The following is a 15,875-nucleotide window of genomic DNA, read 5'->3' as shown; positions in this document are numbered from 1 at the left end:
ATATAGCTGGCCGCTGCGCCTTAGCGAGTCACCGTGCCCAGAAACAGCTTTTCCATGCCGTCCATGATGGCGCTGCGCTGGCTGTCGGACCCCATCAGGACCTCATGCTCGGCACCCTCTACCATTTCCAGCCGTCCGCCTTTCCAGCTTTCCATCCGGGCATGCACATGGGGTGTATTCACAATGCGTTCCTTGCTGCCCAGCCATGTGACGGCGGGCAGGCTGGGGGCCGCACGGCCTGCCAGATGCGCGGTCTCGGCCAGCGCCTCGCGCAGCCAGATGTAGCTGGGGCCGCCCAGGGACAGTTCGGGATGCGCGCGCAGCTGGTCACGCATCATGTCGTACATCTGCGCGTCGGTGGTCAGCATGTTGTCGTCGAATGGCGCGGTCAGAACATAAGGCTCCTTGACCGTGCCGGGCGGCAGGCTGAGCCCCCGTCCCAGACGTGGCATGTTGCGCGCAAGAACACCGGCGATAAAGCGCAGCTGCGGCTTGATGTAGATGCCCCACATCGGCCCGGTAAAGGCGGCGGCCTGAACCCCCAGCCCCTCCATCACGGCGCGCAGCCCGATGCAGCCGCCCATGGAATGGGCCAGCAGGAAATAGGGTCGGGGCAGACCAAGCTCGCGCGCGGCGCGCATCATCGCAGAGACGTCCTTTTGATAGTCGGAGAATGCCCCCACATGACCCACAAGCGGGTCGTCGATCAACCTGTCGGCCAGCCCCTGGCCGCGCCAGTCGACGGTCATCGTCGCCAGTCCGCGCGCGGCGAGTTCACGGGCAGTCACGCCGTATTTCTCGATATATTCGGTGCGGCCGGGAAACAGCAGCACGGTGCCGCGCGCATGGTCCAATGGCCAGGAACCCACCCTGATCCGCTTGCCGTCGGAGGTCATGGCCCAATGGGCCTGACCGCCGTCAGGCCCCGGCATCACATCCGTAAACAGGGGGGCGGGTTCCAGTTGCATCAGGCCAGGACAGCGGCCAGTTTCATTGCCATACCCATGTCGCCATCCACGGCCAGCTTGCCGGACATGAAGGCGGCAGTGGGGTTGGTATCGCCCTCGATGATCGACTGGAAGGTGTCGGCGTCAGCGCTGAGGGTCACATCCGCGGGCTCATCTCCGGCACGCGCACCGGTGCTGTCCATCATGATCGCGCCTTCACCCTGGATGTCGAACTTCGCGGTGCCGTCAAAATCAGCCGCGTTCAGCTTTTCGTTCAGGATCACAACGGCTTGGTTCACAATATCGCTCATTTCGGGCCCTTTTTGTCAAATTGGCTCCGACACGTCTGGATTTGCGGCGGCAGCCTGTTACATTCACTTTTGTTATGCGTATGTTCAGCGTCAACCTCAAACGTCACCTTACGGCACTTGGCACACTAGTGTTGCTTAGTGGCATGACTGTGGCGGAAACCGTGCCCCCCGAACTGCTGGAGAAGCTGCGCACTGCGCCCGAGGGCGAGGCCCGCCGCGTGGCCCGCGAGGTGGAGACCACCTGGGGGCGGTCCGGCTCTGCCGCAATGGACCTGCTGCTCAAGCGGGGGCGCGATGCGATGGAGCAGGAAGACTATGCGCTGGCGATTGATCATTTCACCGCGCTGACCGATCATGCGCCGGATTTCGCCGAAGGCTATCACGCGCGGGCAGAGGCGTTTTTCCGGGCAGAACGATATGGCCCCGCGCTTGCCGATCTGGAGCGGACCCTGGCCCTTAACCCCCAGCATTTCGAGGCGATTTTCGGTTTTGCCGTCATGGTTCAGGAGTTCGGCAACCTGCATCGCGCTGCCGAGCTTTATCGGCGTGTGCTGGCCCTTTATCCCCACCATCCTCACGCGGGCGAGGCGCTGACACGGCTGCAGCGCGACGGGATCGGGCGCGAACTCTGATCGGAGACATTTCTTGGAGCGTGACGCAAGGATCGTGGCCGTTCTGGGCCCGACCAATACCGGCAAGACGACCTATGCCATTGAGCGGATGCTGGCGCACCGGACCGGGGTGATCGGCCTGCCGCTGCGCCTGCTTGCGCGCGAGGTTTATGACCGGATCGTGGCATTGCGCGGCCCCTCGGTGGTGGCGCTGGTCACGGGGGAGGAACGCATCGTGCCGCCGCGCACCCAGTATTGGGTCTGCACGGTCGAAGCCATGCCGGAGGGCATGGGGACCGATTTTGCCGCGGTGGACGAGATTCAGCTTTGTGCCGATCCCGAGCGCGGCCATGTCTTTACCGACCGCCTGCTGCGCATGCGCGGGCAGCACGAGACGCTTTTCATGGGCTCGGACACCATGCGCGGCACCATTGCGGCGCTGGTGCCCAAGGTGCAGTTCATGCATCGCGAGCGGATGTCCGAATTGATCTATTCAGGTCAGAAAAAGATAAGCAGAATGCGCCCGCGCAGCGCAATTGTCGGGTTTTCGGTTGAGAATGTATATGCGATTGCCGAGCTGATCCGCCGCCAGAAGGGCGGTGCGGCGGTGGTGATGGGCGCGCTTTCGCCGCGCACGCGCAATGCGCAGGTCGATATGTACCAGAACGGCGAGGTTGATTTCCTGGTGGCGACAGATGCCATCGGGATGGGCCTGAACCTGGATGTGGATCATGTCGCGTTCTCCAGCCTGTCGAAATTCGATGGCCGCCGGATGCGCCCGCTTGCCCCCAATGAGCTGGCGCAGATCGCGGGCCGCGCCGGGCGCGGGTTCAAATCGGGCACTTTCGGCACCACCGGCGATGCGCCTGCACTGGACGATGGCGTGGCGCGGGCGATCATGGATCATCAGTTCACCCCCCAGAACAAGATCAACTGGCGCAACCACGCGCTGCAATTCGGGTCCATCGACCGGCTGATCCAGACGCTGGAGGCGAAGCCCGAGGATGAACGCCTGGTCAGGGCGCGCGAGGCAGACGATCTGCGCGCGCTCAAGGCGCTGGGGCAGGTGACAGAGGTGTTCGCCCGCGCCAGCGATGGGCCGTCGGTGAAATTGTTGTGGGACGTCTGCCGCATTCCCGATTTTCGCGGCATCAGCCACGCCGAACATGCCGACCTTCTGGAACGCATTTTCTGCGACCTGCACCAGTCCGGCCAGATCCCCGATGACTGGCTGGCGCGACAAATCAAACGCATAGATCGAACCGATGGGGACATTGATGCGTTGTCAAAGCGACTGGCGTTTATCCGCACATGGACCTATGTGGCGCAACGCAAAGGGTGGACGGGCGACGAAAGTCATTGGCGCGGGGCCACCCGTGTCGTAGAAGACCGACTGTCGGACGCCTTGCACGAACGTCTGACCCAAAGATTTGTAGATCGGCGCACATCCGTGCTTTTGCGCCGGCTGGGACAAAAGGAAGCCATGGTGGCCGATGTAAACGAGACCGGTGAAGTGACTGTTGAAGGCGAATACGTAGGCAAGCTGGACGGGTTCCGTTTCCGCGCCGACAAGGGTGCAGGCGGGGCTGAGGAAAAGACCATCAAGTCCGCCGCTCTTCAGGCGCTGGCCCCGCAGTTTCATCTGCGGGCGGATCGGTTCTACAACGCCCCTGATACGGAAATCGACTATACCGAGCAGGGCGGCCTCATGTGGGGCAATGCGGCGGTGGGCAAGCTGGTGCCGGGTGGTGACGCGCTCAAACCCCAGGTTGAGGTTTTCGTCGATGACGTGGCCGGGGCGGAGGTTGCCCAGAAGGTGCAGCGCCGGTTACAGCATTTCATCGACCGCAAGATTGCCGCCCTGTTCGAGCCTCTGTTGGCGCTGGCACGGGATGAGGCGCTGACGGGTCTGGCCAAGGGCTTTGCCTTTCAACTGGTCGAGAATTTCGGCATCATCCCCCGTGCTCAGGTTGCCGAGGATGTGAAAGCGCTGGATCAGGATGCCCGTGGCGCGCTGCGCAAACATGGTATTCGTTTCGGCCAGTTCACCATCTTCATGCCGTTGCTGCTGAAGCCTGCCCCCACACGGTTGCGGCTGGTGCTGTGGTCCCTGGCCAAGGGGCTGAATGAATTCCCTGAATCGCCCCCTCCCGGATTGGTCACGATCCCGGTCGAGGTGGACGCGCCGCAAGGGGCCGACACGATGGCCGGCTATCGCAATGCGGGCGCGCGTGCGATCCGTATCGACATGCTGGAACGGCTGGCCGACATGCTGCGCGGCGAGGATTCGCGCGGCGGATTCGAGGCCAAGGCAGACATGCTGTCGATCACCGGCATGACGCTGGAGCAATTTTCCGAGCTGATGCAAGGTCTTGGCTACAAGGCCGAAAAGGGCGAGCGGGAAAAGGTGAAACCGGTCGATATGACAACGCCCAAGGATGGCACGCATAAAGTGATGGACGAAGCTGCCGACACGCAAGTGCCGGAGAAATCAGCAAGCGATGCCGCCACCGACGACGCGCCGGACAAGCCGGTGATGGATGTGGCGGCGGAAGAACCCGCAGGCGGGATCACGGCAGACCCCGCAGCGGCGGACCCCGCTGACGTGCCGGAACCTGTGGCCGATATACCTGCCGACGGCATCGCCCCGGTGGCAGAGGATGCGCCCGAGGTGCCGAAAGCGGAGGAACACATCCCGCAGGTATCCGAAGGGGAAACGCCGCAGGGGACCGCCGCTGACGCCAGCATCGCAGCCCCCGAAACAGAGGTGTTTTACACCTTCACCTGGGGCCGCGCCCCGCGTGCCAACAACAACCAGCGGCGCGGCGCGGCCGGGGGCGACCGGCCCAAGGGCAAGGGCAAGCCCCGCAAGGGTGCGCCGCGCGGTGACAAGGGGGCCAAGGCGCAGAACTTCTCGGCGCGACCGCCCAAGAAGGAAAAGCCGATCGACCCGGACAACCCCTTTGCCGCAGCCCTCATGGGGCTGAAGGACAACAAGTAAATGTCAGACCCCGCGCCGAAACTGCGCGTGGACAAATGGCTGTGGCAGGCGCGGTTCTTCAAGACCCGGTCGCTGGCGGCGGCGCGGGTCTCTGACGGGGCGGTGCGGATAAACGGGGCGGTCACGACAAAAAGGGCCAGCATGGTCAGCCCGGGTGATGTGCTGACCTTCGCCACCGGGGATCATATTCGCGTGATCCGGGTGGAGGCATTGGGCACAAGGCGCGGCCCGGCTGTCGAGGCGCAGGCGCTTTACACCGATATGTCCCCGCCAGCCCCCCGATCAGAGGACAAGATGCCTGAAAATCCGGCCTTTGACGGAAAAGGTCGCCCGACAAAGAAGGACCGCCGCATGCTTGATCTTTCTAAGTCCCGGCACCTTGAATGATCCCCTGTGCTGATTTACTCAGACCCCGAGCGACCCTGACAGAGATCCCCGCATGACCTATATCGTGAACGATGCCTGCATTGCCTGCAAATACACCGACTGCGTCGAGGTATGTCCGGTGGATTGCTTCTATGAGGGTGAGAACATGCTGGTCATCCACCCGGATGAATGCATTGATTGCGGCGTCTGCGAACCGGAATGTCCTGCCGATGCGATCCGCCCGGACACAGAGCCGGATATGGAAAAGTGGGTGGAGTTTAACCGAAAGTATTCAGAGCTTTGGCCGGTGATCATCACCAAGAAAGACCCGCTGCCCGAGGCAGAGGAACGCGATGGTGAATCCGGCAAGCTGGAAAAGTACTTCTCGGAAAGTCCCGGCGAGGGCGGGTGATTCGCAAAGTTTCTTCATGTGCAACATGAAGAAACACCTGTAATCCATTGTTATTTAATGTCACGCGTCAAGTTTACCAGGGGTCACCTTTCGGATGCCCTATTTTTGTGCTATGATGCAGCAACGCTGACAATGACGGTCAATCACTTCCGATGCGGACTTTCAAATTTTCTGCCGCCATCAGGGGTTTAAAACACCATTCCACGATCAAGCGCAGCCGGATGTGGCAAGAGACCGCCGCAGGCCGAATGCACGTTTGACCGTCGGTTCAGCACCGCAATCAACAGCGGGAGATCCCCGCGCTTCAGGAGCCGCCACATGACCAAATCGAAAAAGCTTGATTTCCGCCCCAATGAGTTTGTTGTCTACCCCGCCCATGGCGTCGGGCAGATCATCTCGATCGAGGAGCAGGAAGTCGCCGGCATCTCGCTGGAGCTGTTCGTGATTTCATTCGAGAAAGACAAGATGACCCTGCGTGTGCCGACCCACAAGGCGACCGAGATCGGGATGCGTGCGCTGTCGTCGCCTGACGTGATCACCCATGCGATGAAGACGCTCAAGGGCAAGGCCAAGGTCAAGCGCGCCATGTGGTCGCGCCGGGCCCAGGAATACGAGCAAAAGATCAATTCCGGCGACCTGATTGCGATTGCCGAGGTCGTGCGCGACCTGCACCGCACCGATGACCAGCGCGAGCAGAGCTATTCCGAACGCCAGCTTTATGAAGCGGCACTTGAGCGTCTGACCCGTGAAGTGGCCGCTGTCAGCGGTGGCGATGAAAACGCAGCAGCCAAACAGGTTGGCGACGTGCTGGACAGCCGCGTCGCGGCCTGATCCGGTCTGAGGTACAGAATTGCGCCGCGTCCCCGCCGGGGGCGCGGCGTTTTGCATTTCAGCTCAGGGTGAACGCGCAGATCGAAAGCAGGCAGCCGACTTCGACAATCTGCTGTGTGGCCCCCAGCACATCGCCGGTCTGGCCCGCAATCTTGGCCCGTGCCAGCAGGCCCATTGCGAGGGTCAGCAGGACGCTGACAAGGATCGTTGCAAACCAACCTGCGGTGAACAGGGCGGCACATGATCCGATGACAACAGCCCCCATCAGGGCAGGCGGCGCAGGTTTCCCGGTTTGCCGTGACAGGCCCGTGTCCCTGGCATGGGGCAGGCGCGCCATCGTCCAGACCATGGCGGCGCGCGACACCATTGCCGCCGGGATCAGCGCCGCCGCCAGCGCCCCGGCCCCGATCAGCAGTGTGATCAGTTGCCAGCGCAGGATCAGCGTCAGCGCAAGGGCGATCACCCCATAGGTGCCGATCTGGCTGTCCTTCATGATTTCCAGCCGCCGCTCACGGGTCCAGCCACCCCAGAACCCATCGGCACAATCGGCCAGCCCGTCCTCGTGCATGGCACCGGTCAGCATGACCGTCACGGCGATCACGAACAGCGCCTGCACCGGGGCGGGCAGGCCCAGACCATCCAGCAGGCAGGCCAGGATCACGCCCGCGACAGCGACTACCAGACCAACCAGCGGATAGGCCCAGGCGGCCTGCGCGGCCGGGCGGCTGTCCGGCGCGGGAAAGGCACGCATGGGCAGGGGCAGGCGGGTCAGCAGCCCCAGCGCGATGGCAAGGTCACCGGGCTGGAACGCCTGCCGCCATCCGGGAATATCGCTTCTATCCAAAATTCAGCCCCTTGTGCCCTTTCCGCCGCCAGGCGCTGTCGATAGACAGGGGCAATTCATCATTCAAGTCGAGCATGCCCATGACCCAGCCTTTTGCAAGCCTCTCTGCGTTCCGCGATCTTTTGTCCGAGCCCGAGGCCATGGACGCGGCGGCCCTTGCAGCGGCGGCGGATCACAACGGCCAGTTGACCAAGCCGCCCGGATCGCTGGGACGTCTGGAGGATCTGGCGCAGTGGTATCGTGGCTGGCGCGGCGGTGAAAGGGCCGGGATTGCAGCGCCCCAGGTCATCGTCTTTGCGGGCAACCACGGTGTTGCGGCGCGCGGCGTGTCGGCCTTCCCTGCGGAAGTGACGGCGCAGATGGTGCTGAACTTTCAGGCGGGTGGCGCGGCGGTCAACCAGTTGGCGCGGGTGGTGGGGGCCTCCATGACGGCTGTGCCGCTGGACCTCGACAGGCCTACGGCAGATTTCACGGCGGGTCCGGCGATGGAGGAGGCCGAGCTTGTCGCCGCCCTTGCCGCAGGTTGGGACGCAGTGGATGCATCCGCCGATTTGCTGGTGGTGGGCGAGATGGGCATCGCCAATACCACAAGTGCCGCCGCGCTGGCCTCTGCGCTGCTGGGCGGCGACGCGGCGGATTGGACCGGGCGCGGCACCGGGGTTGACGATGCAGCACTGGCGGTCAAGACAGAGGTGGTGCGCACGGGCGTGGCCCTGCATGGCGGACAGGGTGACGGGTTGGAGACCCTGCGCCGCCTGGGCGGGCGCGAGTTGGCCGGGATGGCCGGTGCGATGGCGCGGGCCCGCAGCCTGCGCATCCCGGTGATCCTGGACGGGTTCATCTGCTGTGCGGCGGCCCTGTGCCTTGAACATACCCAGGCCGGTGCGCTGGATCATGCAGTCGCGGGCCATCTGAGCGCCGAAGGCGGCCATGAGCGCCTGTTGCAGGCGCTGGGCAAGGAGCCGTTGTTGCAGTTGGGTCTGCGGCTGGGGGAAGCCTCGGGCGGGACGCTTGCGATTTCCGTGCTCAAGGCGGCGCTGGCCTGTCATACCGGGATGGCGACCTTTGCGCAGGCGGGTGTCAGCGACGGCTGAACCCCGGGAACGTGCGCCGATGGCGCTTTCGGAAAGACCAGACTCACCTGGCGCTGCTTTACAGCGTCCCGCCTTTAACCTGATACACTCCGTATCGCCGATGTCCCGAGAGCGCGAAGCGCGGCAGGGTATTGGCGATTCAAGTTTAAGGCGGGGCGCTTTAGAATGAAGTGCCAGGCAATTCTAACCCAAACCGGCCTTTCGACGCGGGGTGCGCGAGGGGCTGCCGTGCGGGACAAAACTGCCGCTTGATCACTGGGAACCAAAGCCCGGAATCAAGCCGAAGGCGCCGGGCCATCGCCTGCCCGCCGGTCGGGCGGGCGATTTGGTGAGGCTGGGTATGACTCTGAGAGGTATCATCATGGCTGAGAAATCAAGTGGCATGGACAAAGGTCAGGATCGCCCACCCCGGGCAGGCGACGGCCCGGCTTGTGCTTGATGTCGGCGGTGGAGGCGGCTCGATCCCGCCCTTCGCGGCATTCTCACGACTGACCGCTTGGCCCCGCCCCGACCATCGGACGTAGCGCCGCGCTCTGGCCCAGGGATGTGACACAACGCCCGGTTTGTCTTACACCCACAGCGTATCGGGACAAACCTGCAACACCGCACATCACTTTTCGCGTTCGACCGAAGGGAGAGACAGCGAACAAGTGATCCAAGTATATCCCGGATCGCTTTTTACAGCGTCCCGCCTTTAACCTGATACACTCCGTATCGCCGATGTCCCGAGAGCGCGAAGCGCGGCAGGGTATCGGCGATTCAAGTTTAAGGCGGGGCGCTTTAAGCGCGCTTTTTCTCGTCCTCGTCGCCACGGTTGAGAAAAGCGGTTTCGAGGTCCTTCTGCAATTCCTTTGCACGGGTTACATAGGCCTTGTTCTGCGAGGGGTCGATGTCCGGACGCCAGAGGGCCGCCAGTTCGCGCACCGACTTGCGGTCATGGGCATAGAACATGCGCTGCGCCTCGGCGGCCTCGTATTCGGACAGGCCCAGATTTTCCAGAACATAGCGGCCGGCCCTGAGAGAGCTGTCGAACATCTCGCGTACAATGTCGTCGGCACCGGCCTGATACTGGCGGTAGACGTCGGTGCGGTCATGGGCGCGGGCCACGATATGCAGATCGGGCCGTTCCTTGCGGGCATAGGTGATCAGTTGCAGTGCCGATTTCTGATCATCCAGCGCGACGACCAGCACGCTGGCCTCGCGCAGACCGGCCTTGCGCAGGATGTCGGGGCGGGTCGGGTCGCCCAGAAACGCCTTGAACCCAAAGCGGCGCATCACCGCGATCGTGTCGGGGTTGTGGTCCAGCACCACGGTCTGGAACCCGCTGGCCTGCACCAGCCGGTTCACGATCTGGCCGAACCGTCCGATGCCGGCAATGATCACCGGCCCGGATTCGTCGATCTCATCCGGGGTGAGGGGGCCGTGTTTGACGTCCATGCGCCTGCTGATCCGGTCATATAGAATGAACAGCAGCGGCGTGATCAGCATCGACAGCGCGATCACCAGCAGCAATGTCTCTGCTATCGCGTTTGGCATGACCCCGGTGGCGACCGAAAAGCTGACCAGCACAAAGCCGAATTCGCCCGCTTGCGCGAGGCTAAGGGCAAACAGCCACTGGTCCCGCCCCCTGAGCCGGAAGATACGCCCCAGCACGCCCAGGATCAGCCCCTTGACCACGATGACCAGCACCGCCATCCCGACCAGCAGGATCGGCTTGCTGAACAGCAGCTCAAAGTTGATCCCGGCCCCCACTGTGACAAAGAACAGGCCCAGCAGCAGGCCCTTGAAGGGTTCAAGGTCGGTCTCAAGCTCGTGGCGGAACTCGGACGAGGCCAGAACCACGCCCGCCAGAAACGCACCCAGTGCCGGGGACAGGCCCACCACCATCATCAGAAATGAAATGCCAACGACGATCAGCAGGGCCAGCGCGGTATACATCTCGCGCAGGTTGGCGGAGTGGATGAAGCGGAAAACGGGGCGGGTAAAGAACACGCCGACGATGATGATCGACAGGACCGCCCCGATGGTGACCAGCGTGATGCCCCAGCCCGGCAGGCCCTGGACAAAGTCGAAGGCAGCCGTTGCGGCAGCAGGCCCATGTTCGCCCGCTTCCGCGCCATGGGCCGCATCCACCTGTTCGGGATTGAGCGAAATCGACCCGTCCGGCAGGATGCCACCGACCGTGCCACTGGCCAGAAGCGGCAGCAGCGCCAGGATCGGGATCACCGCGATGTCCTGGGTCAGCAGCACCGAAAAGACGCTGCGCCCGCCGCCTGTCTGCATCAGGTTTTTCTCGGACAGGGTCTGCAACACGATCGCGGTCGAGGACAGTGCCAGCGTCAGCCCGACCGCCAGCGACACGTTCCACGGCTGGCCATATGCCATCGCGACACCCATCAGAGCGGCCGTGGTCAGGATGATTTGAAGACCCCCCAGCCCCAGCAGCCGGTGCCGCATGTCCCACAGCGCCTTGGGCTCAAGCTCAAGCCCGATCAGGAACAGCATCATCACAACGCCGAATTCCGCGAAATGCTGCAAGTCCTTTGTCTCGGACCCGACAAGGCCCAGCACCGGGCCGATCAGGATGCCTGCCGCCAGATACCCCAGCACCGATCCCAGCCCCAGACGCGCCGCAATGGGCACCGCAATCACCGCAGCTGCAAGATAGATCGAGGCCTGGAACAGGAAACCTTCCATGGGGGTCCTTTCAAAAGGGTCAGGTGGGCAAGGGCCCATCGCGTTTGAGCTGGTCCATCACGATCTGGCTGTGCACCCTGGAAACAGCGGGATGCGGCAGCAAGACTTCGTGAATCAGCCGGTTCAGGCTGGGTAAGTCCTCACAATAGACACGCAGCAGGTAATCCGCATCCCCCGTCATGGTCCAGACGCTCACTATCTCGGCCCGACTGGCCATAAGTCGCGCAAAACTTCGTGAATGGTCCGGGCCATGGGTGCCCAGGTGGACCTGGACAAACCCCTGTACGTTCAGGCCCAGGCGCACCGGGTCCAGCCGGGCGGTATAGCCCTGGATATAGCCTTCGCTTTCCAGCCGCTGCCGCCGCCTGCCTGCCTGTGAGGGGGACAGGTTCAGCGCCTCTCCCAACTCCTGCGCGGTCAGGTGGGCGTCGCGCTGCAGGGCGGCCAGCAATCTTGTGTCGATATCATCCAGCATGATGCGCATTTCCCGCGTGATATGGATGGATCATGCGGCATTTGCGTGGAAATTGCCAGAACCTTTCCCAATTATGCGCAGCATTGGCAGGCATCGGAACGTATCTTGCTTCCAACAGTTTCACACTTGTAGAGGAGGCTTCTCATGGGACCTTTCCCGCACGACGCACCGAAATCGAAAATCACCGCCGAGAACCCCGCAGGCACGGACGGGTTCGAGTTTGTCGAATTCGCTTCGGAAAACCCGCAGGAATTGCGCGACCTCTTTGCCCGTATGGGATATGCCCATGTGGCCAACCACAAGACCAGGAAGATCGAGCTTTGGCAGCAGGGTGACATCACCTATGTGCTGAATGCCGATCCTGACAGCTTTGCCGCCAGCTTCGTGGCCAAACACGGCCCCTGCGCCCCCTCGATGGGCTGGCGCGTGGTCGATGCCAAACGCGCACTTGAACATGCGCTCGCCAACGGGGCCGAGGAATATACCGGAGACGGCAAGGTGCTGGACGTGCCTGCAATCATGGGGATTGGCGGATCGCTGCTCTATTTCGTGGATCAGTACTACGACACCTCGCCCTACAACTGGGAATACGACTGGATCGCGCAATCCAAGCCGGAAGGCGTGGGGTTCTACTATCTCGACCACCTGACCCACAACGTGTTCAAAGGCAACATGGACGTCTGGTTCAAGTTCTACGGCGACCTGTTCAACTTCCGCGAAATCCGCTTTTTCGACATCGAGGGCAAGTTCACCGGGTTGACCAGTCGCGCGCTGACCTCGCCCTGTGGCCGCATCCGCATCCCGATCAACGAGGACCGCGACGAGAAGGGCCAGATCGTGGCCTACCTCAAGAAATACAAGGGCGAGGGGATTCAGCACATCGCCGTTGGCGCGCGCGACATCTATGACGCCACCGATGCCATTGCCGACAAGGGCGTGCAGTTCATGCCCGGCCCGCCCGAGACCTACTATATCATGAGCAAGGACCGCGTGACCGGCCACGAAGAGCCGCTGGACCGGATGCAGAAACACGGCATCCTGATCGACGGCGAAGGCGTGGTGGACGTCGAGGGCAAACCGGGGGGCGAAACACGCATCCTGTTGCAAATCTTCTCGAAAACCGTGATCGGCCCGATCTTTTTCGAATTCATCGAACGCAAGGGCGATGACGGCTTCGGCGAGGGGAACTTCAAGGCGCTGTTCGAAAGCATCGAGCAGGAACAACTCGACAGCGGCGAATTGAAAGCCTCCTGAGCGGCGCATGCCGGAATGATGATGAGGGGCGGGCCTGCGGGTGCCGCCCCTTTCAGCCTCTTGGCATTGTCAGCACGACGGAGCGGCCACCCTTGGTATAGCGCAGTTCGGCATCCCCGATGGCAGAGACACGTCCGCCGTCGATCCTGTCCCCCACGACAACCTTCTTGTACCGCCCGTTGCTGAGACGAACCAGCGCGCGGCGGTTCGACGGCTTGCCGTACACGCCGATCAGGTTGACCTTGCGCAGGTTGATGGCGTTCTTGACCGTGGCCTGTTTCGCAACCGAAGTCTTTGACGGGATGCTGGGGGCGACCGTGCGCGGTGCCACGGAGGCTGCACTGGCCACGCGGGTCTCTTCTGCCGGGGCCGTGCGTTCGGCGCGTCTGACAATACGGTCAAAGTTGCGGGGCCGTGTGTCTGGCCGGGCCGAGGCGGCAACGGCAAATTGCGTCGGGTTCTCGAAAGCGACCGGCTGGGCAGGTGTCTCCAGCGCCAATGCCACGGCTTCGGCGGTATCGGCGGGGTTCACTGTTGGCGCGGCGGCTTCTGCCGCCTGTTCCTGTACCGACTGCGGACGCAAGGCGGGTCGGTACTGGGCCAGCTCATCAATCGTCAGCCCATCAAACTGCGCACGTTCGGCATTTTCGACCAGCCCGCCGGGCCGGGTCCTGGGCCGGAACGCGGCCAGCACATTCAGCACCGGAATGTCCTCTGCGGTTTCGCCGGTCTGGGGCTGATAGCGGGCCATGATGCTGTCGGGGGGCAGGATATCCGGTTTGCCCAGATAAATGGTGACACCTTCGGGGCTTACCGTTCCTGACGTTGTGGGAATGACAAGGCCATTCGCGCCGATTGCAAACCGGGTTCCGGCGGCAGCGGGGCTCGCGATCTCGCCCAGGGCGGCATCGGTCAGCAGGCTGTCAAGCGCCGGCAGGGCGATTGCATCCGCAGCTGTACTGACCGGATCAATACTGGTCAGGTAAAGGTCTTCGATCACGACTTCGCCCGCAGGATCAAGCGGCACAACGGGGGCGCGGGGCCAGATCCCGGTCGCTGCATATTTCGCTTCCAGCTCAGCCTCGCTGAGGTCCAGCTCAACCGTGGGCATCGGTTCGCGCAGGGCGTCCAGCACGGCACCGTCTTCCTCTGTCAGGCCACTGTCCAGTGCGGCAGTCCGAACCGGATCGTTTGTTTCGGGTGTCGGCTGCTCTGGCACCGGGGTGTCAGGGACGGCGGCCACTTCAGGCGTGGGGCGCGGACCAAACAGCCGCGACAGGCTCATCCCTTCGTCAAGAAACACCGAAGCCCAGGCCGCGACACCGGCCAGAAAAACCAACAGTACCGCCGTCAGGACAAGGCCAAGGAAACGGGGTTTGCCACCGACCTCGGCCCTGCGCGCGCCGAAAATGGTCATCCGCTCTGCTTCGGACACCGCCGCGCCGCCGGGCTGCGGGGCCGGGGTGGCCAGAATGCGCTTGTCGGGCGCGGAGGTGCCTTTGCGCCTGCGGCTCAGGAAACCGCCGCCTGCGGGCGCAGGTTCGGCGGCGGGGGGCGCGGCAACATCCGGCGTCGGGGCGGGCGTATCGAAGGATGAACTGTCCGGGCGGATGACCGCATCTTCCCCTGAGGGCAAAGCGGCGGGCGCGCCGACCAGCGGCTCGCGCCGCGCGCCTTCAAGCCTGGGTTTCGCCGGTCCGCTGCGTCGGCTGGCAAACCCGCTCGGCTCGGCGCGCAGCGGCGGCAGGGATGCTGCGGTTGCCCCCTTTTCCACCCGCGCGGCCCGCAGGGTCGGCATGACAGGCAGATCCTGTGCTGCACCGGCGCTGTCGGGATTGTCGGATTTGTCAGGAGCAGCGGCATCCGCCTTGTCCGCGGATGTGTCCTGAGCGTCATCTGAGGTTGTTGTCGCAGCGTCCGGCGTGATGATCACCGGCGCGGCCCCGATCGGAGGGGTCACCGCAGCGGGTGCCCCCACGGGGGCCGGGGGCATCTTGACGGTGACGTCCTCACCTTCCGGGGCGGCTGGTTGTGCGGCTTCGGGTTGCGGCGGCGGGGGCGTTGGTGCGCCTTGGGTTTGTGCCGGTGCCTGCGCGGCTGTCACATCGGCCCTGGGTGCGGCGGATTGTCCGGCCTCTGTCGGGCTGGGCCTTTCATCTGGCGGGACACTGCGGGCGGCAGCGGTGTCAGAATGATCGGATGTCTTTTCGGCTGGCGGTGCCTTTGGCGCCTGCGCCTTGGCGGCAGCCTCTGGCTTGTCCTTGGACACCGTGTCGGCGGCAGCCGCGGGCGGCTCCGCGGTGTCGGGCCGTGGGGCCTTGGGGGCCGGTGCCGCAGGCGATGGTTCTGCCGCGACAGGGCCGTCCGGCACGGTGACATTGCCGATCACGACAACGGCGATGCCGTCTGCCTCTACGCTCTCGCCGTCATCCAGAAGCTCCGCAGCCGCCTCTGTCTGGCCAAAGAACGGCTCCCCCAGGTAGGGATGATTGCCGGGGACGGCGGCAAAGCTGACCGGATGAAAGCGGTGTTCGACGGCAAAGGCCTCTGCCTCTGCCAGGGTTTCGCGGGCGACGGCGGCCACATGGGTGCGCGGCCCGTCGAGGCTGATGTCAAAGGCCAGTTCCGCGACCGCATAGGGGGTGGCCCCGTCCAGCGCCGCGCGCGCCGCATCCCGGCGCGCGTCTTCGGCCAGGTCGGGCGTGTCGATGGTCAGGTATTTGATCTGCGCGTCCGGCAGCAGCAGCTTGGTGCGCAACCCGCCCGGTGCCAGCGCGGTGGCGGATTTCCGCAAGACGGCAAGTTCGGCGTTCAGGTCATCGGTGGTCAGCGCCACCTCGCCGACAATACGCCAGCCCCCGGCCGCGCGATGCAGCAGCCGAATGCCTTCAAAAGACAGTGAAAGAGCAAAATCTGGCTTCATCGTCACAACTTTAACACAGTGGTTCTACGCTTTACAGGCACCTTCCCCGTGAAGCCTAGGTTAGCGCAGGGTCCCGCGCAAGAAAAGGTGCGCACCCGGCAGCCAGGAC

Annotated in this window: 13 protein-coding genes; 7 read left to right on the top strand and 6 right to left on the bottom strand. The window is 63.6% G+C overall.

All coding sequences use genetic code 11. From position 1 onward, the window contains the following. Nucleotides 1-20: 20 nt before the first annotated feature. Both A8B82_RS05435 and A8B82_RS05430 read right to left on the bottom strand, forming a co-directional pair. Nucleotides 21-968, bottom strand: a complete 948-nt coding sequence (locus tag A8B82_RS05435) for an alpha/beta fold hydrolase (protein ID WP_067289196.1) — start codon at nucleotides 966-968, stop codon at nucleotides 21-23. Continuing rightward, entirely contained in the window at nucleotides 968-1,258 is a 291-nt protein-coding gene (locus tag A8B82_RS05430) for an SCP2 sterol-binding domain-containing protein (RefSeq protein WP_067289193.1), read from the bottom strand. The genes A8B82_RS05435 and A8B82_RS05430 overlap by 1 nt, the downstream gene beginning before the upstream one ends. A gap of 74 nt (nucleotides 1,259-1,332) precedes the next feature. On the opposite strand from A8B82_RS05430, the gene A8B82_RS05425 reads away from it, so the two are divergent. The 5 genes from A8B82_RS05425 to A8B82_RS05405 all read left to right on the top strand — a co-directional run bounded on the left by A8B82_RS05425 (nucleotide 1,333) and on the right by A8B82_RS05405 (nucleotide 6,479). Continuing rightward, on the top strand, nucleotides 1,333-1,890 hold the full coding sequence (locus A8B82_RS05425; protein ID WP_138069680.1) for a tetratricopeptide repeat protein: 558 nt from the start codon (nucleotides 1,333-1,335) through the stop codon (nucleotides 1,888-1,890). 34 nt (nucleotides 1,891-1,924) lie between these two features. Further along, nucleotides 1,925-4,870 (top strand): helicase-related protein, encoded by a 2,946-nt coding sequence (locus tag A8B82_RS05420; protein WP_082899153.1) that lies wholly within the window; start codon nucleotides 1,925-1,927, stop codon nucleotides 4,868-4,870. Next, complete coding sequence (locus A8B82_RS05415; protein WP_067289188.1) at nucleotides 4,871-5,257, top strand: RNA-binding S4 domain-containing protein; 387 nt, start codon at nucleotides 4,871-4,873, stop codon at nucleotides 5,255-5,257. 52 nt (nucleotides 5,258-5,309) lie between these two features. Beyond that, a complete protein-coding gene (gene fdxA, locus A8B82_RS05410) occupies nucleotides 5,310-5,648 on the top strand; it encodes a ferredoxin FdxA (protein ID WP_067289186.1) in 339 nt (112 codons plus the stop codon). Nucleotides 5,649-5,966: 318 nt separating this feature from the next. Next, the gene (locus A8B82_RS05405; RefSeq protein WP_067289183.1) at nucleotides 5,967-6,479 is read left to right on the top strand and encodes a CarD family transcriptional regulator; all 513 of its coding nucleotides are present in this window, start codon (nucleotides 5,967-5,969) and stop codon (nucleotides 6,477-6,479) included. 58 nt (nucleotides 6,480-6,537) lie between these two features. On the opposite strand, the gene cobS is transcribed toward A8B82_RS05405, so the two are convergent. Further along, nucleotides 6,538-7,323 carry an adenosylcobinamide-GDP ribazoletransferase gene (cobS, locus tag A8B82_RS05400; RefSeq protein WP_082899152.1) on the bottom strand — a complete coding sequence of 262 codons (786 nt, stop codon included), beginning with the start codon at nucleotides 7,321-7,323 and terminating at the stop codon, nucleotides 6,538-6,540. A gap of 80 nt (nucleotides 7,324-7,403) precedes the next feature. On the opposite strand from cobS, the gene cobT reads away from it, so the two are divergent. Next, nucleotides 7,404-8,417 (top strand): nicotinate-nucleotide--dimethylbenzimidazole phosphoribosyltransferase, encoded by a 1,014-nt coding sequence (gene cobT / locus A8B82_RS05395; protein ID WP_067289182.1) that lies wholly within the window; start codon nucleotides 7,404-7,406, stop codon nucleotides 8,415-8,417. 780 nt (nucleotides 8,418-9,197) lie between these two features. Here cobT and A8B82_RS05390 read toward each other — a convergent pair. Beyond that, entirely contained in the window at nucleotides 9,198-11,114 is a 1,917-nt protein-coding gene (locus A8B82_RS05390) for a cation:proton antiporter domain-containing protein (protein WP_067289179.1), read from the bottom strand. A gap of 19 nt (nucleotides 11,115-11,133) precedes the next feature. Further along, complete coding sequence (locus A8B82_RS05385) at nucleotides 11,134-11,589, bottom strand: Lrp/AsnC family transcriptional regulator (protein WP_067289512.1); 456 nt, start codon at nucleotides 11,587-11,589, stop codon at nucleotides 11,134-11,136. A 144-nt stretch (nucleotides 11,590-11,733) separates the two neighbouring features. Between A8B82_RS05385 and hppD the strand changes: the two genes are divergently transcribed. Continuing rightward, a complete protein-coding gene (hppD, locus tag A8B82_RS05380; RefSeq protein ID WP_067289175.1) occupies nucleotides 11,734-12,843 on the top strand; it encodes a 4-hydroxyphenylpyruvate dioxygenase in 1,110 nt (369 codons plus the stop codon). A gap of 52 nt (nucleotides 12,844-12,895) precedes the next feature. Here the strand turns inward: hppD and A8B82_RS05375 are convergent, their stop codons facing one another. Then, complete coding sequence (locus tag A8B82_RS05375) at nucleotides 12,896-15,766, bottom strand: hypothetical protein (protein WP_067289172.1); 2,871 nt, start codon at nucleotides 15,764-15,766, stop codon at nucleotides 12,896-12,898. Between the last annotated feature and the right edge of the window lie 109 nt (nucleotides 15,767-15,875).

Origin of the sequence: Sulfitobacter sp. EhC04, from assembly GCF_001650875.1 — a bacterium.
Taxonomy (GTDB): domain Bacteria; phylum Pseudomonadota; class Alphaproteobacteria; order Rhodobacterales; family Rhodobacteraceae; genus Sulfitobacter.
The sequence above is the reverse complement of the archived record's forward strand: the minus strand, read 5'-3'. Positions and strand labels throughout refer to the sequence as shown.

Bases quoted from the DNA above. Each gene is read 5' to 3' on its own strand.
- A8B82_RS05435 (WP_067289196.1), bottom strand. From the start codon at position 968: ATGCAACTGGAACCCGCCCCCCTGTTTACGGATGTGATGCCGGGGCCT.
- A8B82_RS05430 (WP_067289193.1), bottom strand. From the start codon at position 1,258: ATGAGCGATATTGTGAACCAAGCCGTTGTGATCCTGAACGAAAAGCTG.
- A8B82_RS05425 (WP_138069680.1), top strand. From the start codon at position 1,333: ATGCGTATGTTCAGCGTCAACCTCAAACGTCACCTTACGGCACTTGGC.
- A8B82_RS05415 (WP_067289188.1), top strand. From the start codon at position 4,871: ATGTCAGACCCCGCGCCGAAACTGCGCGTGGACAAATGGCTGTGGCAG.
- fdxA (WP_067289186.1), top strand. From the start codon at position 5,310: ATGACCTATATCGTGAACGATGCCTGCATTGCCTGCAAATACACCGAC.
- A8B82_RS05405 (WP_067289183.1), top strand. From the start codon at position 5,967: ATGACCAAATCGAAAAAGCTTGATTTCCGCCCCAATGAGTTTGTTGTC.
- cobT (WP_067289182.1), top strand. From the start codon at position 7,404: ATGACCCAGCCTTTTGCAAGCCTCTCTGCGTTCCGCGATCTTTTGTCC.
- A8B82_RS05390 (WP_067289179.1), bottom strand. From the start codon at position 11,114: ATGGAAGGTTTCCTGTTCCAGGCCTCGATCTATCTTGCAGCTGCGGTG.
- A8B82_RS05385 (WP_067289512.1), bottom strand. From the start codon at position 11,589: ATGCTGGATGATATCGACACAAGATTGCTGGCCGCCCTGCAGCGCGAC.
- hppD (WP_067289175.1), top strand. From the start codon at position 11,734: ATGGGACCTTTCCCGCACGACGCACCGAAATCGAAAATCACCGCCGAG.
- A8B82_RS05375 (WP_067289172.1), bottom strand. From the start codon at position 15,766: ATGAAGCCAGATTTTGCTCTTTCACTGTCTTTTGAAGGCATTCGGCTG.